We start from the raw sequence: 20,268 nt of genomic DNA, 5'->3' as shown, positions 1-20,268 counted from the left end.
GGTACCCCCTATGTTTTATCGTCACTCATTGTCCTTTTGTGCGGGCCTTTTGGGTCTGCTCGTGGCCAATCAGGCCATGGCCGGCATTTCCTTGAGCAGCACCCGTCTGGTCTTCGACGGCCAACACAAGGAAGCCGGGATCACCGTGCGTAACAGCGGTGCAGATGTACTGATTCAGTCGTGGATCGACACCGATTCCAGTGAAACCGCCGCGGTACCCTTTGCCGTCACTCCGCCCCTGGTGCGCGTCAGCGGCGACGAACAGCAGATCTTGCGGGTGATCTACGAAGGCGCGGGCATGCCGACCGACCGCGAGTCGGTGGTCTGGCTCAACGTGCAGGAAATTCCCCAGTCGGCGAAATCGGCCAACACTTTGCAACTGGCCGTGCGCCAGCGCATCAAGGTGTTCTTCCGCCCCTCGGGACTGAAAAACAATGCCTACCTGGCACCGAGCGAACTGACGTGGCGCCTGGCCGAACGTGCCGGCAAACGAGTACTGCAGGTGAACAACCCGGGCCAGTATCACGTGTCGATTGCCGATATCACCCTGCAATCCGGCGCAGGCAGCGAACACCCTTTTGATTCGATGATGATCGCCCCCGGCGAACAGAAAGAGTTCAGCCTCAAACAACTTCACAACGCCAATACAGTGCGCCTGTTATTCAGCAGCATTAATGACTATGGCGCACAAGACCGTTACAGCGCGCAACTTTCGAACAATCTCGATGCCCGCGCCAGTTTGAATAAAGAAGCGCCATAACTTCCGTGCCGCTGCTACAGCCGCACTGTCACTGTATTTCTCTTCGCTCCGTTAGTTCGTTTCGGAGGTGATATAGGGTTCCTGCATGTTTTTACTCAAGCGCGACGGATTGGCGCCATTTTCGATTGCCCTGGTGTTCAGTTGCACCTGCCTGGCCGATGACGAAGAACAATTCAATACATCGTTTCTGCAAGGCGCGCCCTCCTCTGTTGACCTGCAATCGCTGCTCGCCAGCAGTCGCGTGTTACCCGGCATTTACCGGGTCGACCTCTACGGCAACGAGACCCTGGTCGGCCGTCGCGATATCGACTTCCGTCGCCACCCCGGCACGGGCAAGGTCGAGGCCTGCCTGACCCTGGAGATGGTGCAGCAATTGGGGGTCGATATCGGCCAACTGCAAGCCAGCGGCAAACTGGCCGCTGATGACTCCGACGCCTGCATCGACTTGCCCGCGCTGATCGATCATGCCAGCGTGCGTTACGACGTACCGCGCCTGCGCCTGATGGTCAGCGTGCCGCAAAGCGCCATGGAGCGTGGCCGCCGTGGTTACGTCGACCCGGCGCTGTGGGACGAAGGCGTGCCCGCCGCATTCATCAACTACCAGTTGAGCAGCAGCCGCAACAGCACCCAGGCTGACAACACCCTGTCCAACAACCTCGGCTTGCGCAACGGGATCAACCTCGGTGGCTGGCGCTTGCGCAACGAGTCGAACTTCAACAGCAGCACCGGCCAGCCCAGCACATTCAAGAGCAACCGCAGCTATCTGCAACATGACGTGACCGCGCTCAAAGGCCAGTTCAGCGCCGGGGATATTTTCTCCGATGCCGACCTGTTCGACAGCGTGCGCTATCGCGGCTTGAAACTGGCGTCCGACGACGGCATGCGTGCCGACAGCGAGCGCGGTTATGCGCCGGTGATTCGCGGCATTGCGCAGTCCAGTGCGACCGTGGAGATTCGCCAGAACGACTACATCCTCTACACCGCCAACGTGCCGCCGGGGCCGTTCGAGATCAGCGATATCTACCCCAGCGGTTCCAATGGCGACCTGGAAGTGACGATTATCGAAGCCGATGGTCGACGCCGGGTGACGGTGCAAGCATTTTCCAGCCTGCCGATCATGGTCCGTCAGGGCCAGTTGAAGTACAGCGTCTCGGCCGGCCAGTACAACAGCAACAGCGAGGATCAGCAGACCCCGCAGTTTGTCAGCAGCACACTGGCGTATGGCATCAGCAGCAACTTGTCCGGGATCGTCGGTGTGCAGGCCACGGACAATTTCAAGGCGTTGTCCGTCGGGGCCGGTCGCAATACTGCCATCGGTGCGATCTCACTGGACTTGACCCACTCCATGAGCAACACCTTCGGCGAAACGGTCACCGGTAACAGCTTGCGCGCGCTGTATGCGAAGACGTTCACCGGCACCGACACCAACTTCACCCTCGCCGCCTACCGTTACTCGACCGAGGGCTATCGCACTCTCACCGAGCACGTCGAGGAGTTGAGCCGCGATGGCCAGCAACGCAGCGGCAACTCGAAAACCCGCACCGACCTGACCGTCAACCAGAGCCTGGGGCGCAACCAGGAATTTGGCAGCGTCTACGTGAATGCCAGCGACCAGCGTTATTGGGGACGCGGCGGTTCGCAAAGCCTGTCGGCCGGTTACAGCAACTATTGGGGGGATGTGAGTTACAACATCGGCGCCACCTACTCCAAAGATGTCGGCAGTTACGGCCCGGCGAACAACGACACGCTGGTCAACCTGTCCGTGTCGTTCCCGCTGGGTTCCAAGCCCCGTGCACCACGAGCCTTTGTCTCGGCCAGCACGCAGAAATCCAGCGACACCACGCAAATGGGCATCAATGGCTATCTGTCGGAAGACAGCGACACCTATTACTCGGTACAAGCCGGCAACAGCAGCACCGGCGGCAGCTCTGGGTCGGTCAACCTCAGCACTCGCACCTCGGTGATGGATATCAGTGCCGGCTACAGTCAGGGACGCGGCTACAACTCGCAGAACCTTAACCTGGCAGGTTCGATCGTCGGCCATGGCGGCGGGGTCAACCTGGGACAAACCGTGGGCGAGACATTCGCGCTGGCGCAGGTCGAAGGCGTGGAAGGGGTGAAAATCGGCAGTTTCAGCGGGGCCAAGACCGGCAGTAACGGCTTCGCCGTGGTGCCCAATGCGCAGCCTTATCGGGTGAACTGGATCAACCTCGACACCCGCGATCTGGGCGGCGATATCGAGATCGACAATGCGACCCGGCAAGTGGTGCCACGCCGTGGTGCGGTGGTGCTGGCGCGTTACACCAGCAAGACCGGACGCCGCGTGCAGTTCGCCTTGTTCGACGCGCAACACCAGCCGATCCCGTTTGGCGCCTCGCTGGAGGACAGCGCCGGCAAGCAACTGGCGATCTCCGACCCGGGCGGCAAGGCACTGGCGCTGGTGGAAGCCGACGCCGGTACCCTGACCATCAACTGGCAGAACCAGCGCTGCGAAGCGCCTTATGCCTTGCCGGAACGCAACAAGGCGCTGAACTACGAGCGGGTGGCGCTGGTGTGCCGCCCGACAACCTCTGAGAAATCAGCGGATCTCCAGTAACCCTTCGTCTGCGCCCACCAGCGATTGCGCCTCAGAGGACGCCATCGCTGGCAAGCCAGCTCCCACAGGGTCCTTGCCGGGCACAACATTCAGGTACACCGGACAGACGTGTGGGAGCTGGCTTGCCAGCGATGGCAGCGACCCGATTCAAGAAGCAAGCGCGATCTAGAAATCGCGCTTGTAGAAGATATCCAGCGAACTGGCGACACCGCTGGCCGCTTCCAGATAGACCTTCTTGCTCAGTTTGTAACGCAGCGCAATGGTACTGGCCGGTTCGAACACGCCGACGCCATAACGCAAACTGAGCTTCTCGGAAATGTTGCCACTGGCGACCACGCTGGTGGTGTTGCCACTGCCTTGGGTGTCGAGCTGGAAATCCTGAATGCCCAGGTCTTTGGCCAGCCCGCTGGTCACCCCGGAACTGCCCATCAGGCCTAGCCCCAACGCCGCTTGCGCGAGCATGTTGTTGTCTTCGCCGTTGGTGCTCAGCGGCCGCCCGAGGACCAGATACGACAACGCCTGCTCCTGGCTCATGGCCGGCTCGGAGAAGATCTGCGTGGTCGGCTGCTCGGCGCTGCCGCTCAGGCGAATACCGGCGATCACGTCATCGGTCTGGCGAATCGCTTCGATGTCCAGATACGGCTGATCGATGGGGCCGGCGAACAACAGACGCGCACGGCGCACGTTCAGGCGCTGGCCGTAGGCGCGGTATCGGCCGTCGTTGAGCCACAGTTCGCCGCGGGTGTCCATGTTGTCGCCGATGTGCACGTGACCTTGCAGGTTGGCGGTCAGGCCGAAGCCGGCAAAACTCAGTTTGTCTTCGCCGACCACCACGTCGATGTCCATTTTCATCGCCATCGGCGGCTTGCCCTCTTCGGTCTGCGCACCGACGATGATCGTGTCGTCGGAGACTTTCACCGTCGAGGGCGGCAGTTCGCGCACAGTGATTTCGCCTCTCGGCACCTGCACCTTGCCGGCAATTTTCAACTCGTCGCCGGCCATGGAAATCTTCAGGTCCGGTGCTACTTCCAGCTTGGCGTAGGGCTCGACGGTGACCGGCAACTGCGTGCCTTTCAATGCCAGATCGACCATCAGCGCCTGGCCCCAGGCGACGTTGCCGTTGAGGCTGCCCTGGCCGGTCTTGCCGCTCTTCCAGCCACCGTCGAGGCGCACCGCTTCACCGGCGATCACCGCTTGCAGTTGCAGATCCTTCAGTTCCAGCGGCAACTCGGCGCCGGAGACTTCGCCGTCGCTGAGTTTCACCGTGCCGTTGACCAGCGGCGCCAGCAGCCCGCCGGAAATCGTGCCACTGCCGTTCAAGTGCCCGGTGAGCTTTTCGACCATCGGTACAAACGGCCGCGCCACCGACAGATCCAGCCCGCTAAGACGGAACGAGCCGCTCAGCGGTTTGTTCTTTGGCAGTGGATTGAGCTGGGCCTGCACCATCAGTTCGCCAAGCTTGCCGCCGACGAAGTTGAGGTCTGTGTCGATGCGCTTCGGTGTGAGTTTGCTGGTGAGTTTCAGGGTCTGGTACGGAAAGTCCAGCCACTGATCCTTTTCCTTCATGCGCAAAGTGCCGCCGCTGGCGTCGATACTGACCACGCCGTTCGGGCCGCTGGCCGGCAGGTCCAGTTGCAGGTCGGCGTTGAGCTTGCCCTGCCAGGCGAAATCCTTCGGCAACCATTGCGCGAGGCTTTCGATCGGGAATTGCTTGAGGTGGTAGCGCAATTTCGGCTCGGGCAGCAGCCGCTGGTCTTCGCCGCACAGGCTGGCATTGCCGGACATCCAGCAATGCGCGCCGAAGTTGATCTTGCCGTCAGCCAGGCGTTCGAGCCTGGCCGGGTTTTGCAGTTTCCAGTCCTGCCCACCGGCCTGAATGTCACCACTGGCCAGACGTCCGCGCCAGTTGCCCTTGTCCAGATTGCCGTCCAGCCCCAAGGCCAGTTTCAGTTTCGGCCCGATCAGGTCGAGGTTGAGCTTCTGGCTTTTGATGTCGCCCTGGGCGCTGGCGGTCAACACGCCGAGGTTAGTGTCGCCGGCCTGAATCCCGCTGCCCTTCAGATCGACCTTCGCCCGTTGCGCATTGTCGAGGCTGGCATCGAAGTTGAGGCTTTGCAGGCGATTGTCCTGGTATGCCAGTTGCGCACCTTGCAGGTCGAGCTTGCCTTGCGGTGCTTTCAGCGTACCGGCGACGTTGACCTGGCCAGTGACCTGCCCGCGCAGCTGCGGCCAGAGCTGGGCCAGCCGTGTCAGCTTGATGTCGATCTGCCCGGTGAGTTTCTGTTGCAGGCTGCCCTTGCCGTTGATGCTGTTGTCACCGAGGCGGATTTGCAGGGCGTTGAGGTTCCATTGCTCGCCGGCACCGTCAGCCTTGGCTTGCAGGATCGCCGGCTGACCGCGCAGTTTGCCTTTCAAGTCGAGGTCGGCGGTCAGGCTCAGGCGCTCGTTCTTCATCTCGCCTTTACTTTTCAGCGGTCCAGCTAACGTGCCCGGCAACTCGGCGACCCAGTACGCCGGGTTCAACGCTGACAGTTCCAGCGCAGTGTCCCAGGCGATGCCGTCGGCGAACTGCACGTTCACATGCCCCTCGGCCTTGCCCTGCCCCGCTTCCATTTTCAGTTGCGGCAAAGCGATCTGTTTCAGGCTGCCGCTGAACGGACTGCTCAGGCTGAACGCCCCCGCCGGGCCATCCAGTGCGGCGGCGAAGTTACCGATGTATTGACCGTCGGTGTATGAGACTTCGCCAGTGAAGGTACGCAAAGCGACTTGCGGCTCGTCAATCTCGGAATACAGCCGATGCCACGGAAAATCCTGCCAATTGATGTTGGCCTGAGCCGTGAGGCCTTTGCTCCAGTCGACGCTGCCGGTGAGTGCGAGGCTTTGTTTGTCGTTGGCCGTCAGGTCGAGGCCGGCGATCTGCGCACCGCTGGCGTCGACCTTGCCTTTGAGCAGCAGCGCCACCGGGCCTTTGTCGGCGGGCAACGTGGCATTGCCGTTTAGCAGATAGCCGTTTTTCAGGTCGCCTTCGCCGGTCAGTACCAATTGATTGAGTTGCAGGGTGTCCGGCAGATCGGCGCTCGGTTTGAACGCCTCCGCAGTGATGCGCACCTTGGCCGGCAGGTTTTCCGCCAGCGGTTGCAGCTCGCCGTTCAACTGGCCATCGAGGTAACCGTGGCTGTCGGCGTGCAGGTTGAGGGTTTTCAGCAGGTCGCCGTCAACCTTGAGCGCCAGCGTCCAGGGGCTTGTGCCGACCGATGGCAAGCTCAGGTCGCCGGCGATGTTCAACGGCCAGTTGCCGGTCGGTTGCAGCAGGCCGGAGAGGTTCAGGCTCAGATCGTCGCGCTGCAGTTTGACGCTGTCGATCTGCATCCCCTTGGCGGTCCAGTGCGCCGCCAGTTGCAGGCCCTTGAGCTGCTCGCTGCCGTTGAACAGCAGACTGCCGACCTGCACGTCACCGAGTTCGATAGCCACCGGCAGTTGCAGGTCCGGCAGTTTGATCGGGCCACTGTCAGTCGTCTCCTCGCTCGGCGGGAATTGCAGAATGACCTGATCCGCCTTGAGCTGGTCGATGCACAGGGTCATGCGGGTCAGGCACAGCGGCGACCAGGCGAAGATCGGCTTGTCCAGCTCGACCCGACTGCTGTCCTGCTGCCATGCCAGATGATCGGCGCTCCACTGCCCGCCGAGGCGGCCCTGGAAATTCTCCACGCTCAGACCGGGCACCCACCCCAGCGCCCAGCGACTGCCCGCTTGGGTGCCGAGTACGGCGCTGATGCTCAAGACAATCAACAGCAGCAGCGCCAACAGCACCACTGCGGATATTTTCAAACCACGCTTCACAGCTCAGGCCCCATGGAAAAGTGCAGCCGGATGCCGCCATCGTCGTCCAGCGCATGGGCCAGGTCGAGGCGGATCGGCCCCACCGGCGAGACCCAGCGCACACCGATACCGACCCCGGTCTTGAGGTTCGGCAGTTCGAGTTTGTTGAAGGAGTTGCCCTGGTCGACGAAGGTCGCCACCCGCCATTTCTCGGCGATCGAATATTGATACTCGACGCTGCCGGCGACCATGTAGCGCCCGCCGATACGGTCGCCCTTGGCGTTTTCCGGGGACAGGCTCTGGTAGTCGTAACCGCGCACGCTCTGGTCACCACCGGCGAAGAAGCGCAGCGACGGCGGTACCGAGTTGTAGCCGTTGGTGGCACTGCCGCCGACCTGCACCCGCCCGAGGAAGCGATGGTTGTCGAATACGGTGGTCAGGCCTTTGATCAACGCGGTGCCATAGAGCAGGTTGTTGTCCGAGCCGAGGCCTTCCTTCGCCACTTTGCTTTCAAACGTCAAGCGATAGCCATTGTGCGGGTCGATGCGGTTGTCGCTTTTCAGGTACGAGTAACTGATACCGGGCATCAGCAAGGTGCTGAGACCGGAGTCGTCACCGAGCTGGTATTCCTCACGCTGCCATTTCAACGAAATGACCCGCTGCCAGCCGCTGGGCAGCTTGCTGTGCCATTCCGGGCCGAACGTCAGCAGCTTGCTGAGGGTGTCGGAACCGTCGATGTCTTCATATTGATAACCGCCGGCCCAGCGCAGTTTGTCGGTCAGCGGCGGGTCGAGCGGGATGTCATAAAACAGCCCGACGTTCTGCCGTGGTGCCGACAGTTCGGCTTCCCAGCCGTAGCTGTCGCCCTGCGGGTTGACCCAGTGGCGGGTCCAGTTGGCCTTGATCCGTGGGCCGACGTCGGTCGAATAACCGAGGCCCAGGCCCATGGTGCGCGGCTTGCGCGTGTCGAGTTTGACGTCCACCGGAATCACGTCGTTCTTCGCCGAAGTGGGCGCGGCATCGACGCGCACGCCTTCGAAATAACCGCTCGATTGCAGGTCGCGGTTGAGTTCGGCGATCAGTTCGGAGTCATACGGCTCGCCTTCCTTGAACGGCACCATGCGTTGCAGCAGGTCTTCGTCGAACGGTGTGTCGCCTTCGAATTTGACTTTGCCCAGTGCATAGCGCGGGCCGCTGTCGTAGATCAGTTCGATGTCGGCCACCCCCGCGCGCGGGTCGACCATGAGTTTCTGGCTGGTGAAATGGCCGCTGAAAAAGCCGAAACGCGAGGCCTGGTTCTGGATCAGCCGTTTGGCGTCTTCGTAGCGGCCATGGTTGAGCACCGCGCCGGACTTGAGCACGTCGCTGTTCGGTACACGAAAGGATTTGAGAGCGGCCGCCGGGCCGTCGACACGGATGGTGACGTTACGCAGGCGAATCGGCTCGCCGGGATCAATCTTCAGCACAAGCCGCGGTTTGTCCCCGCCCTTGACGTCGCTGTCGATCTGCGGCTGGTAGTAACCCAAGGCCTGGGCGGCCTTGCGCGCCTGCTCCTCGGCACCGCGACTGAAGCGCAGCAAGGCTGCTTCGTCACGATCGCCGAGGCTGCCGATATAGCCCTCTATATTGGCCTTCAGTTCATCGTTGGACGGTTTGATCCGCACATCCAATTCACTTTGCGCCAGCGCCGCGCAGCTGGTTAACAGCATGAGCACGCCACTGGTAAATCTTCCTGGAAACTTCATAGGCGCGGATGCTATCACGGGCTTGGGAGCGTGATAGAACAGGAAATTTCCGAAAAAGTTCGATGGTCAAGCCATTGCTGTTTGTAACAGCTGTGGATTGGCGTGAAAAAACACGTGTTCACGCACCGGGCCGACGGCAACTTCGCCAATCTCCTCATAACCCTGACGTTTATAGAATTCCAGGTATCGCGGGTTGCCGGTGTCGAGCACCACGCCTTGAGAGGTTTCATCGACGGCGCACCAGTTGTGCACGGCGGTCAGCAGTTGCTCGCCGAAATGTTTGCCCTGGAACTGCGGGTGCACCCCGAGCAGCGGCAGCATGTGTACCGAATCGCCGGGCACGCAGGCGGCGACGGCATTGTGGTACTCCAGATAACGCCGAGTGCAGCGCAAACCGGTGCTGAGCACCATGCGCAGGCGCCATGCCCAGCTTTCGGTAATCCCCAGGCGACGCTGTGGCGGTGCGATCAGGGCGATGCCGATCAACCGGTCGTTGACCAACAGGCCGATGGCCGGCAGGTCCTGCAGAAAATGCTGTTTGACCAGCTCCCGCACGGTGGCGCGCACCCGTTGCTCATAGCCGGGCCGCTCGGCCTCGAACAGGTAACCGAAGGTCGGTTCGTGGCGATAGGCCTGATACAGCAGCGATCGGGCTTCGCGGGAGTAACCACGGTCGAGCATGTGAATATCGGCGATGGCGGTCTGGGTTTCAGGCATGACGATGATTCTCCCCGAGGCGCGTCCAAATGGCGGCGCTCTTGTTGGTACGAACCTTTTGCGGCTGGCGCAGTTCCCCACAGGTATAGACCAAGGCTGGATCTTCATCGACCGGGTGGGCCCCATCGCTGGCAAGCCAGCTCCCACAGCGTCCGCGTCGTTCATAACATTCATGTGCACCCGAGAAACCTGTGGGAGCTGGCTTGCCAGCGATGGGGCCGGCCCAGGCAACACAAATCCTACCGCCAAAAATGATTTCTCCCGCCCCACGCTGGCCCATCTCCCCCATGTCAGCTAGCATCGCCCTTTTGCCAGGACTGCCGACCATGAAGATCGTTTCCTTCAACATCAACGGACTGCGCGCCCGTCCGCATCAGCTGGCAGCGCTGATCGAAAAACACCAGCCGGACGTGATCGGCCTGCAGGAAACCAAAGTCCACGACGACCAGTTCCCGCTCGAAGAAGTGCGCGCCCTCGGCTACCACGTGTATTTCCACGGCCAGAAAGGCCATTACGGCGTCGCCCTGCTCTCGCGCAACGAGCCGATCGCTGTTCACAAAGGCTTCGCCACCGATGAAGAAGACGCCCAGCGCCGTTTCATCTGGGGCACGTTCGCCGACGCCAATGGCGTGCCGGTGACCATCATGAACGGCTACTTCCCGCAGGGCGAAAGCCGCGACCACCCGACCAAATTCCCCGCCAAACAGCGTTTCTACAGTGATCTGCAGGCCCTGCTGGAAAGCCAGTTCCACAACGAACAGCCGCTGGTGGTGATGGGCGATGTGAACATTTCCCCGGAAGACAGCGACATCGGCATCGGCCCGGACAACATGAAGCGCTGGCTGAAAACCGGCAAATGCAGCTTCCTGCCGGAAGAGCGCGAGTGGATGGCCCGCCTGAAAAACTGGGGCCTGACCGACAGCTATCGCCACTTGAACCCGGACGTCACCGACATGTTCAGCTGGTTCGACTATCGCAGCCGTGGCTTTGAAGATGAGCCGAAACGTGGCCTGCGCATCGACGTGATCCTCGCCTCCCATGGCTTGTTGCCTCGGGTGAAGGATGCCGGTGTGGACTATGAACTGCGCGGGATGGAAAAACCGTCAGATCACGCGCCGATCTGGCTGGAACTGGCCTGACCTTCGAATCGCCTGTGGGAGCGAGCTTGCTCGCGAATGCGTTGCATCAGAAACATATCGGGTGACTGACACTCCGTATTCGCGAGCAAGCTCGCTCCCACAGTTTCATCGGTGTCATGTTTCGGTCATGCGCCTGACTTAATCTCCCCGGCAATCCCCTTGGCTTGATTCGGTGCCGGCATGACCCTGCGTGTTCTGTTCGTTTTTCTGTCGAGTGCATGGCTGTCGGTGTCTGCCGCCACCCTGCCCATCTCTGAAAACGGCCCGGTGTTGCGCATTCAGGGTTCCAACACCATCGGCGCGGCGCTTGGCCCCGCATTGGTCGAAGGCCTGTTGCTGGAACAAGGCTTGCTCAAAGTCCACCGCGAAACCCCGGACACCGCCAACGAACAACGCGTCGTCGGCCAGACCGCGCAAGGTAAACGCGTGGTCGTGGACATCGCCGCTCACGGTTCCAGCACCGGCTTCACGGCGCTGAAAGCCGCCGCTGCCGACCTCGCCGCGTCATCCCGTCCGATCAAGGACAGCGAACTGCTCAGCCTGCAAGCGCTCGGCGACATGAAGAGTCCTGAAGCCGAGCAAGTCATCGCCATCGACGGCCTGGCAATCATCCTGCACCCCGACAATCCGCTGCAGCAGCTCGACACCGAGCAACTGGCGCGGATCTTCGCCGGCGAGGTGAAAACCTGGGAAGCGCTCGGCGGGCGTGGCGGGCCGATTCATTTATATGCGCGTGATGACCAGTCCGGCACCTACGACACGTTTAAGGAACTGGTCCTCAATCGTCGCGGGAAAAGTCTGAACAGTGCGGCGAAACGCTTTGAATCCAGCGAGCAATTGTCCGACGCGGTCAGCGCCGATCCGCAGGGCATTGGCTTTATCGGTTTGCCCTATGTGCGTCAGGCCAAAGCCGTGGCGATTGCCGATGGCGCGTCGCAATCAATGCTCCCCTTCAACAGCCTGATCGCCACCGAGGACTATCCGCTGTCGCGGCGCTTGTTCTTCTATCTACCGCCCGACAGCAACCATCCATGGGCGAAGGCGTTGGTTGCGTTTGCGCAAAGTCCGCAGGGGCAGGCAATCGTCGCAGCCAACGGTTTTATCAGCCAGACCGTACACGCCATGAGCGTCGCGCCGAATGCACTGATGCCCGAGGGCTATCAATCCCTCAGCCGCCACGCCCAACGTCTGACGGTGAACTTCCGTTTCGAGGAAGGCAGCGCGAACCTGGACAACAAGGCGCGTCAGGATCTCGCCCGCGTACTCGACTATATAGAACGCCATGACAAAACCGACCGGGCGGTGACGCTGGTGGGCTTTGGTGATGAAAAGAATGACCCGGCGCGGGCGGACTTGTTGTCGAAACTGCGCGCGATGGCGGTGCGACGGGAGTTGGTGAAGAACGGCGTGGTGTTGCGTGAGGTACGCGGGTTTGGCGCGTTGATGCCGGTGGCGGCGAACAGCGCGGATGAGGGGCGGATCAAGAATCGGCGGGTTGAGGTTTGGGTGTATTGAGCCTGATATTGATGTGTTGAACCTGCTTGCGTCATCGCTGGCAAGCCAGCTCCCACAGGTTTTTTGAGCGTACATGAGTTTTGTGTACGACTCGGACACTGTGGGAGCTGGCTTGCCAGCGATGAACGATAACTCAGTCCAGGATCAGCGCTCGCTGCGCAGCATCTCTTTCGGCACATACTTGCCGATCTCGAACTTGCCAATCGCTGCGCGGTGCACTTCGTCCGGGCCGTCGGCCAGGCGCAGGGTGCGCTGCATGGCGTACATGTAGGCCAACGGAAAATCGTTCGACACCCCGGCCCCGCCATGCATCTGGATCGCCCGGTCGATCACCCGCAGCGCCACATTCGGCGCGACCACCTTGATCTGCGCGATCTCGCTCTTCGCCACTTTGTTACCGACGGTGTCCATCATGTAGGCCGCTTTCAATGTCAGCAGGCGGGCCATGTCGATTTCCATGCGCGAGTCGGCGATCTTGTCGACATTCCCGCCCAGACGCGCCAAGGGTTTGCCGAACGCGGTGCGACTCACCGAACGCTTGCACATCAATTCCAGCGCACGCTCGGCCATGCCGATCGAACGCATGCAGTGGTGAATGCGGCCTGGGCCAAGTCGCCCCTGAGCGATTTCGAAACCGCGGCCCTCACCGAGCAGAACGTTTTCGTACGGCACTCGCACGTTGTCGAACAGCACTTCGGCGTGACCGTGCGGCGCATCGTCATAACCGAATACCGGTAGCGGACGGAGGATTTTCACCCCGGGGGTGTCGACCGGCACGAGGATCATCGAGTGCTGGGCGTGACGCGGAGCGTCAGGATTGCTCAGGCCCATGAAGATCAGGATCTTGCAACGCGGATCGCACGCGCCGGAGGTCCACCACTTCTTGCCGTTGATCACCCACTCGTCGCCATCGCGCACGGCGCGGGCGGCCATGTTGGTGGCGTCGGACGAGGCAACGTCCGGTTCGGTCATGGCGAACGCCGAACGGATCTCGCCGCGCAGCAGCGGTTCGAGCCAGCGCTGTTTTTGTTCTTCATTGGCGTAGCGCACCAGCACTTCCATGTTGCCGGTGTCCGGCGCCGAGCAGTTGAACGGCTCAGGACCGAGCAACGAGCGGCCCATGATTTCCGCCAGGGGTGCGTATTCCAGGTTGGTCAGGCCGGCGCCGAGTTCTGACTCGGGCAGAAACAAGTTCCACAGACCTTCAGCCTTCGCCCTGGCTTTGAGCTCTTCCATGATCGCCGTTGGCTGCCACCGATCGCCTTCGGCAACCTGGCGTTCGAACACGGCTTCGGCCGGGTAAACGTAAGTGTCCATGAACGCGGTCACGCGCTCACGCAGTTCTTGCACCTTGGGCGAATAAGCGAAATCCATGAGCGAATACCTTCTGTGGCAGAGGTTGTTTAAGTCATGCATTCGATGCTAGAACAGCGCTGATAATTTACCTAGCCTATTCTCGGCGTGTATAAACATTCATCACCGATATATGATTCACTGATCATCAGCCCCTGAACACTCGCCCCTAAAAACAAGAGAAGCCGCGTTATGAATCTGAGTAAGGTCGACCTCAACCTTTTCATCGTCTTCGACGCGATCTACACCGAAGCCAACCTGACCCGCGCCGGGCAGATTGTCGGCATCACCCAGCCGGCGGTGTCCAACGCCCTGGCGCGGTTGCGTGAAACCTTCAACGACCCGCTGTTCGTGCGCACAGCTCAGGGCATGGTGCCGACGCCGATGGCGCAGAACATCATCGGCCCGGTGCGCAACGCCCTGTCGCTGCTGCGCGTATCGGTTCAGGAAAGCCGCATTTTCAACCCGGCGCAAGCGGTCAAGACCTACCGCATCAGCATGACCGACCTCACCGAAGCGGTGATTCTGCCGCCGCTGTTCCAGCGCCTGCGTCGTCTGGCGCCGACGGTGATCATCGAAAGTTTTCTGTCCAAACGCCGGGAAACCACCAAGGAACTGGCCGCCGGGCGCCTCGACTTCGCCGTAGATGCGCCGCTCAACACCGACCCGCAGGTGCGCCACGTCAAATTGATGGAAGACCGTTACGTCTGCGCGATGCGCAAAGGTCACCCCATGGCGGGCAAGGAAAAACTGTCGCTGGATGATTACCTGTCGCTGACCCACATCCATATTTCCAGCCGCCGCAGCGGCCTGGGGTACGTCGATCTGGCCCTCGGCAAAATGGGCATTCAGCGCAAGATTGCCCTGCGCTCGCAGCACTATCTGATGGCATCGCAGGTGATGCAGCAGACCGACATGGTCATGACGGTGCCGGAACGGTTTGCCCGACGCCATGAACTGCAGGCGTTCAATTTACCGGTGAATGATGTGCCGCCGGTGGAAACGCACCTGTATTGGCATGAAAGCACCGATCAGGATCCGGCCAACCGCTGGATGCGTGAACAGATGATCGAGTTGTGCCAGCAGGTGACGGCGCAGGAGAAGAAGCTGGATAAGCAGGTGGTTTGAGGAAAGAGCAAAAGATCGCAGCCTTCGGCAGTTCCTGCACAGACAGGTGCAGGAGTTGCCCAAGACTGCGATCCTTTTCTTGCTTGACGTAAACGTCAACCAGCCATTAGCTTAGCGCCAAGACCTTCTTTCGAGCGCTTTCATGAGCAGTCAGACCTACAGTATTTCCGACCTCGCCCGCGAGCTGGACATCACCACCCGGGCGATCCGTTTTTATGAAGAACAAGGCCTGCTCAGCCCCGAGCGTCGAGGCCAGGAACGCATTTATTCGCCCCGCGACAAGGTCAGCCTGAAGCTCATCCTGCGCGGCAAGCGCATCGGTTTTTCCCTGGCCGAATGCCGCGAACTGATCGAACTCTACGACCCCTCCAGCGGTAACACCAAACAGCTCAACAGCATGCTGGCGAAAATCAGCGAGCGTCGCGAACAACTGGAGCAACAGTTGCTCGACATTGAGCAGATGAAGCTGGAACTCGATACCGCCGAAGAGCGCTGCGTGCAGGCGCTGGAGCAGACGCTCAAGAGCCAGCAGGCCATCTGACAAACAACACCAATCCCCCTGTAGGAGTGAGCCTGCTCGCGATAGCGGTGTATCAGTCAAGCAGTTTTTATCTGGCACTCCGCGATCGCGAGCAGGCTCACTCCTACAGGGGTTCTCCACGAATTCACCAGAGCAGGTCCGCCCATGTCCCTCCCCTCCCAAGTACGCCTGATCGAAGTCGGCCCGCGCGATGGCCTGCAGAACGAAGCCCAACCGATCAGCGTGGCCGACAAGGTGCAACTGGTCGATGCTTTGAGCGCCGCAGGTCTTGGCTATATAGAAGTCGGCAGTTTCGTTTCGCCCAAGTGGGTACCGCAAATGGCCGGTTCGGCTGAGGTGTTCGCGCAGATTCAGCGCAAGCCCGGCGTCACCTACGGTGCATTGGCGCCGAACCTGCGCGGTTTTGAAGACGCCCTCGCCGCCGGGGTCAAGGAAGTCGCGGTGTTCGCCGCCGCCTCCGAAGCGTTCTCGCAGCGCAACATCAACTGCTCGATCAGCGAAAGCCTGGCGCGCTTCGCACCGATCATGGAAGCCGCAAAACAGCACGGCGTTACCGTGCGCGGTTACGTGTCTTGCGTGCTCGGGTGCCCGTACGAAGGCACGGTCGCCCCCGAGCAAGTGGCGATGGTCGCCCGCGAGCTGTATGCGATGGGCTGCTATGAAGTGTCCCTCGGCGACACCATCGGCACCGGCACGGCGGGCGCGACTCGCCGTCTGTTCGAGGTGGTGTCGGCGCAAGTGCCACGGGAAAAGCTCGCCGGGCACTTCCACGACACCTACGGCCAGGCCATGGCCAACATCTATGCCAGCCTGCTCGAAGGTATTGCCGTGTTCGACAGCTCTATCGCAGGGCTGGGCGGCTGCCCGTACGCCAAAGGCGCGAGCGGTAACGTGGCCACCGAAGATGTGGTGTACCTGCTCAATGGCCTCGGTATTCAGACCGGTATCGACCTGGACGCCTTGATTGCCGCGGGTCAGCAAATCAGTGCCGTGCTCGGTCGCCCGAGCGGTTCGCGCGTGGCCAAGGCCCGTAGCGCACAGTGAGGGGATGGGTGTTACCGCTGCGTCCGAAATGTGGACGCAAGCGGGTAACACGGAAACAAATTGTCTGGTTCTGCCTGATCGAAAAATTCTGAAAAATATTAAGGCATTGATTAATAAGGAATTTTAAAAGTTGGCACGGCTTCTGCTATCTCTATGGCATAACAAGAATAAAAAGCAGCAAACCAATAAAAATAAGACGTACCGACTCTGACATAACAAAAACAACACGGCAGAGACGCAGCTAACAGATTTTTTTGGAGAAGGTGTGCTTTTCAGGGTGCTCTCAGGAGTGACCCGCAACCGGGCAGAGAACAATAAAACTACCTTCAGGTAGCTCCCGAATCGGTTGGATCGTTTAACGAGAAAGCAGATCAGCGCTCAAAAAAATACGTTTGCTCTTGACCCCGGATGGGGGTCGCCAAAAACAGCGGTAAAGGGCAACGGTTGCCAAAAACAACAACAGACCGCCCCTCAATAATAAAAAGAGCACGCGACGACAAAATTAAAGGGGAGCCTCGGCTCCCCTTTGTGCTTTCTGTGATTCCTGAATCCCCCCAAATCCCCTGTCGGAGTGAGCCTGCTCGCGATGCCGGTGTACCAGTCAATATTTGCATCGACTGACACACCGGCATCGCGAGCAGGCTCACTCCTACACTTGATCCCTATCAAGCCTGCTTTTCGCGTAGCTCTTCGATGCTGACTTCACGCATCCTGAATTTCTGGATCTTGCCCGTCACCGTCATCGGAAAATCCTCGACGAACTTGAAGTAACGCGGCGTCTTGAAGTGCGCAATGCGCTCCTTGCACCAGGTTTGCAATTCCAGCTCGGTGGCACTGTGGCCCGGGTGGAATTTGATCCAGGCAACAATCTCCTCACCGTAGCGCGAGCACGGAATACCGATCACCTGCACATCCGCCACGGCCGGATGGGTGAAGAAAAACTCCTCCAGCTCACGCGGGTAGATGTTCTCGCCGCCACGAATGATCATGTCCTTGTTGCGCCCGGCGATGTTCACATAGCCCTCGGCGTTCATGCTCGCCAGGTCGCCGGTGTGCATCCAGCCCGCCTCATCAATGGCTTCGGCAGTGGCCTGCGGGTTGTTCCAGTAGCCGAGCATCACGCTGTAACCGCGGGTGCACAGTTCACCGATGGTGCCACGCGGCACCAGATTGCCGGCTTCGTCGATGATCTTGCTTTCCAGCTGCGGCTGGGTGCGGCCGACGGTGGTCACGCGCAATTCAAGCTCATCGTTTGGCCCGGTCTGCAGCGACACCGGGCTGGTTTCGGTCATGCCGTAAGCGATCTGCACTTCGCTCATGTGCATCTCGTTGATGACTCGCCGCATCACTTCGATCGGGCACGTGGCGCCGGCCATGATCCCGGTGCGCAGGCTCGACGAATCGAATTCGCCGCGTTGCGGCTGGTCGAGCATGGCGATGAACATGGTCGGCACGCCATACAGACCGGTGGCTTTCTCTTCGACCACGGCGTGCAGGGTCAGCAACGGATCGAAAGCGTCGTTGGGGTAAATCATCGTGCTGCCATGGGTAATGCAGCCGAGATTGCCCATGACCATGCCGAAGCAGTGATACAGCGGCACCGGGATCACCAGGCGATCGGCAGGCGTCAGGCCGATGCTTTCGCCGACCATGTAGCCGTTGTTGAGGATGTTGTAATGACTGAGGGTCGCGCCCTTGGGGAAACCGGTGGTGCCGGAGGTGTACTGAATGTTGACCGCTTGATCGAAGTGCAGGCTGTCACTGCGTTCGTGTAGTTGTTCGGGAGAGATGCTGGTGGCCAGATCGGCCAGTTGCGACCACGGCAGAAAACCTGACGGTGGTTGCGCGTCAAGACTGATTACCCCTCGCAGTTCGGGGAGGCGTTCGCTGCGCAACTGGCCAATGGATTGCTCGGCCAGTTCCGGCACCAACCCTTGTAACAGGGTGTGGTAGTTGGAGGACTTGAACGCTCCGGCACAGACCAGCCATTGGCAGCCGGATTGCTTGAGCACGTACTCGAGTTCGGTGCTGCGGTAGGCCGGGTTGATGTTGACCAGAATCACGCCGATCTTCGCCGTGGCGATTTGCGTGATGCACCATTGCGCGCAGTTTGGCGCCCAGATTCCGAGCCGATCGCCCGCCTGCATCCCCAGCGCCAGCAGCGCTCTGGCGTGCAGGTCCACCGCATCGGCCAGTTGTCGCCAGGAATAGCGCAGTTGCTGATGGCGCACGACGAGCGCTTCACCGTCAGGATATTGCGCGGCGGTCTGATCGAACTTCTGCCCGATGGTCATCGCCAGCAGGGCTTTGTCCTGAGAACCACGGGTGTAGCTGCGCTGCGGGTTTGCACTGGGTTGATCCATGACGACCCCTATTGTCTTTATTTATGGGTTTGTCGGATTTAATCCCGGTGGGAGCGAGCTTGCTCGCGAAGAGGCCAGCGGATTCAGCATCCATGTTGACTGATCTGACGCTCTCGCGAGCAAGCTCGCTCCCACAAGGTCTGCTCCGTTTCAATCTTGAACTGCCCTTACTCTCGCTCAAGTTGACGTTAACGTAAAGGGTGATTGACAGCCATCCGCCGCAGGCTTACGTTAACGTAAAGGTGAGAGCCGTTCGACCGCCCTCCCCACCCTACAAAAAAGCCAAAAGGTGACCCATGAGCTACCCATCCCTGAACTTCGCCCTCGGTGAAACCATCGACATGCTGCGCGATCAGGTTCAGTCCTTCGTCGCCGATCAGATCGCTCCACGTGCTGCGCATATCGACCGCGACAACCTGTTCCCTGCCGACATGTGGCGCAAATTCGGCGATATGGGCCTGCTCGGCATCACCGTGCCGGAAGAGTACGGTGGCGCAGGTCTGGGCTACCTGGCACACGTGGTGGCGATGGAAGAAATCAGCCGCGGTTCGGCCTCGGTGGCACTGTCCTACGGCGCGCACTCCAACCTCTGCGTCAACCAGATCAATCGCAACGGCAATCACGAACAGAAAAGCAAATACCTGCCGAAGCTGATCAGCGGCGAACACGTCGGCGCCCTTGCCATGAGCGAGCCGAACGCCGGGTCCGACGTGGTTTCGATGAAACTGCGTGCCGACAAACGCGGCGACCACTTCGTCCTCAACGGCAGCAAGACCTGGATCACCAACGGCCCTGACGCCAATACCTACGTGATCTACGCCAAGACCGACCTGGAAAAAGGCCCGCACGGCATCACTGCGTTCATCGTCGAGCGCGACTGGAAAGGCTTCAGCCGCAGCAACAAGTTCGACAAGCTCGGCATGCGCGGCTCCAACACCTGCGAGCTGTTTTTCGATGACGTTGAAGTACCGGAAGAGAACATCCTCGGCGTGCTCAACGGCGGTGTGAAAGTGCTGATGAGCGGCCTCGATTACGAACGCGTGGTGCTGTCCGGCGGCCCGACCGGGATCATGCAGTCGTGCATGGACCTGATCGTGCCGTACATCCACGACCGCAAACAGTTCGGTCAGAGCATCGGCGAGTTCCAGTTGATCCAGGGCAAAGTCGCCGACATGTACACCCAGCTCAATGCCAGCCGCGCCTACCTGTATGCGGTGGCCCAGGCTTGCGAGCGCGGCGAGACCACCCGCAAGGATGCCGCCGGGGTGATCCTCTACACCGCCGAGCGCGCCACGCAAATGGCCCTCGACGCGATCCAGATTCTCGGCGGTAACGGCTACATCAACGAATTCCCGGCGGGCCGTTTGCTGCGTGACGCCAAGCTGTACGAAATCGGTGCTGGCACCAGTGAGATCCGCCGCATGCTGATCGGCCGCGAGCTGTTCAACGAAACGAAATGAATTTCGTCAGCGGCAAGCTGCGAGCCTCAAGCGACAAGAGACATGCGCTCTTGCCTCAACTTGCAGCTTGCAGCTTGAAACTTCAGCT

13 protein-coding genes are annotated in these 20,268 nt (G+C 60.4%); 8 read left to right on the top strand and 5 right to left on the bottom strand.

The genetic code is table 11. The features are described 5' to 3' along the window. Positions 1–10: 10 nt before the first annotated feature. A complete protein-coding gene (locus K5Y35_RS18305; RefSeq protein ID WP_222832541.1) occupies positions 11–760 on the top strand; it encodes a molecular chaperone in 750 nt (249 codons plus the stop codon). 85 nt (positions 761–845) lie between these two features. Beyond that, the gene (locus K5Y35_RS18300) at positions 846–3,356 is read left to right on the top strand and encodes a fimbria/pilus outer membrane usher protein (protein ID WP_222832540.1); all 2,511 of its coding nucleotides are present in this window, start codon (positions 846–848) and stop codon (positions 3,354–3,356) included. A gap of 165 nt (positions 3,357–3,521) precedes the next feature. Here K5Y35_RS18300 and K5Y35_RS18295 read toward each other — a convergent pair whose 3' ends face one another. The 3 genes from K5Y35_RS18295 to K5Y35_RS18285 form a co-directional block, all read right to left on the bottom strand. Then, the gene (locus K5Y35_RS18295; RefSeq protein ID WP_222832539.1) at positions 3,522–7,196 is read right to left on the bottom strand and encodes a translocation/assembly module TamB domain-containing protein; all 3,675 of its coding nucleotides are present in this window, start codon (positions 7,194–7,196) and stop codon (positions 3,522–3,524) included. After that, complete coding sequence (locus K5Y35_RS18290; RefSeq protein WP_222832538.1) at positions 7,193–8,920, bottom strand: autotransporter assembly complex protein TamA; 1,728 nt, start codon at positions 8,918–8,920, stop codon at positions 7,193–7,195. The genes K5Y35_RS18295 and K5Y35_RS18290 overlap by 4 nt, the downstream gene beginning before the upstream one ends. 66 nt (positions 8,921–8,986) lie before the next feature. After that, on the bottom strand, positions 8,987–9,637 hold the full coding sequence (locus K5Y35_RS18285) for a GNAT family N-acetyltransferase (RefSeq protein ID WP_123462394.1): 651 nt from the start codon (positions 9,635–9,637) through the stop codon (positions 8,987–8,989). Positions 9,638–9,963: 326 nt separating this feature from the next. Between K5Y35_RS18285 and xthA the strand changes: the two genes are divergently transcribed. Together xthA and K5Y35_RS18275 are read left to right on the top strand one after the other, a co-directional pair. Then, positions 9,964–10,776: an exodeoxyribonuclease III gene (xthA, locus tag K5Y35_RS18280; protein ID WP_123462390.1), complete on the top strand. Its 813-nt coding sequence runs from the start codon at positions 9,964–9,966 to the stop codon at positions 10,774–10,776. A gap of 180 nt (positions 10,777–10,956) precedes the next feature. Further along, entirely contained in the window at positions 10,957–12,291 is a 1,335-nt protein-coding gene (locus K5Y35_RS18275; protein ID WP_222832537.1) for a substrate-binding domain-containing protein, read from the top strand. A 144-nt stretch (positions 12,292–12,435) separates the two neighbouring features. On the opposite strand, the gene K5Y35_RS18270 is transcribed toward K5Y35_RS18275, so the two are convergent. Next, entirely contained in the window at positions 12,436–13,665 is a 1,230-nt protein-coding gene (locus tag K5Y35_RS18270) for an acyl-CoA dehydrogenase (RefSeq protein ID WP_123462387.1), read from the bottom strand. Between the two features lie 171 nt (positions 13,666–13,836). Between K5Y35_RS18270 and K5Y35_RS18265 the strand changes: the two genes are divergently transcribed. The 3 genes from K5Y35_RS18265 to K5Y35_RS18255 all read left to right on the top strand — a co-directional run bounded on the left by K5Y35_RS18265 (position 13,837) and on the right by K5Y35_RS18255 (position 16,357). Continuing rightward, a complete protein-coding gene (locus K5Y35_RS18265) occupies positions 13,837–14,772 on the top strand; it encodes a LysR family transcriptional regulator (protein ID WP_007917233.1) in 936 nt (311 codons plus the stop codon). A 142-nt stretch (positions 14,773–14,914) separates the two neighbouring features. After that, the gene (locus K5Y35_RS18260) at positions 14,915–15,313 is read left to right on the top strand and encodes a MerR family transcriptional regulator (RefSeq protein ID WP_042559912.1); all 399 of its coding nucleotides are present in this window, start codon (positions 14,915–14,917) and stop codon (positions 15,311–15,313) included. Between the two features lie 144 nt (positions 15,314–15,457). Beyond that, positions 15,458–16,357, top strand: coding sequence for a hydroxymethylglutaryl-CoA lyase (locus K5Y35_RS18255; protein ID WP_128616369.1), 900 nt, complete (start codon positions 15,458–15,460; stop codon positions 16,355–16,357). Between the two features lie 665 nt (positions 16,358–17,022). Here K5Y35_RS18255 and K5Y35_RS18250 read toward each other — a convergent pair. Then, positions 17,023–18,720, bottom strand: a complete 1,698-nt coding sequence (locus K5Y35_RS18250) for an AMP-binding protein (protein ID WP_222832536.1) — start codon at positions 18,718–18,720, stop codon at positions 17,023–17,025. Between the two features lie 296 nt (positions 18,721–19,016). Between K5Y35_RS18250 and K5Y35_RS18245 the strand changes: the two genes are divergently transcribed. Next, complete coding sequence (locus K5Y35_RS18245; protein WP_222832535.1) at positions 19,017–20,180, top strand: isovaleryl-CoA dehydrogenase; 1,164 nt, start codon at positions 19,017–19,019, stop codon at positions 20,178–20,180. The last annotated feature ends 88 nt before the right edge of the window (positions 20,181–20,268 follow it).

It is taken from the genome of Pseudomonas sp. SC3(2021) (assembly GCF_019856535.1).
Classification (GTDB): domain Bacteria; phylum Pseudomonadota; class Gammaproteobacteria; order Pseudomonadales; family Pseudomonadaceae; genus Aquipseudomonas; species Aquipseudomonas monsensis.
The sequence above is the reverse complement of the archived record's forward strand: the minus strand, read 5'-3'. Positions and strand labels throughout refer to the sequence as shown.

Excerpts from the sequence above, each read along its gene's own strand:
- K5Y35_RS18305 (WP_222832541.1), top strand. The coding sequence starts at position 11 with ATGTTTTATCGTCACTCATTGTCCTTTTGTGCGGGCCTTTTGGGTCTG.
- K5Y35_RS18300 (WP_222832540.1), top strand. The coding sequence starts at position 846 with ATGTTTTTACTCAAGCGCGACGGATTGGCGCCATTTTCGATTGCCCTG.
- K5Y35_RS18290 (WP_222832538.1), bottom strand. The coding sequence starts at position 8,920 with ATGAAGTTTCCAGGAAGATTTACCAGTGGCGTGCTCATGCTGTTAACC.
- K5Y35_RS18285 (WP_123462394.1), bottom strand. The coding sequence starts at position 9,637 with ATGCCTGAAACCCAGACCGCCATCGCCGATATTCACATGCTCGACCGT.
- xthA (WP_123462390.1), top strand. The coding sequence starts at position 9,964 with ATGAAGATCGTTTCCTTCAACATCAACGGACTGCGCGCCCGTCCGCAT.
- K5Y35_RS18275 (WP_222832537.1), top strand. The coding sequence starts at position 10,957 with ATGACCCTGCGTGTTCTGTTCGTTTTTCTGTCGAGTGCATGGCTGTCG.
- K5Y35_RS18270 (WP_123462387.1), bottom strand. The coding sequence starts at position 13,665 with ATGGATTTCGCTTATTCGCCCAAGGTGCAAGAACTGCGTGAGCGCGTG.
- K5Y35_RS18265 (WP_007917233.1), top strand. The coding sequence starts at position 13,837 with ATGAATCTGAGTAAGGTCGACCTCAACCTTTTCATCGTCTTCGACGCG.
- K5Y35_RS18260 (WP_042559912.1), top strand. The coding sequence starts at position 14,915 with ATGAGCAGTCAGACCTACAGTATTTCCGACCTCGCCCGCGAGCTGGAC.
- K5Y35_RS18255 (WP_128616369.1), top strand. The coding sequence starts at position 15,458 with ATGTCCCTCCCCTCCCAAGTACGCCTGATCGAAGTCGGCCCGCGCGAT.
- K5Y35_RS18250 (WP_222832536.1), bottom strand. The coding sequence starts at position 18,720 with ATGGATCAACCCAGTGCAAACCCGCAGCGCAGCTACACCCGTGGTTCT.
- K5Y35_RS18245 (WP_222832535.1), top strand. The coding sequence starts at position 19,017 with ATGAGCTACCCATCCCTGAACTTCGCCCTCGGTGAAACCATCGACATG.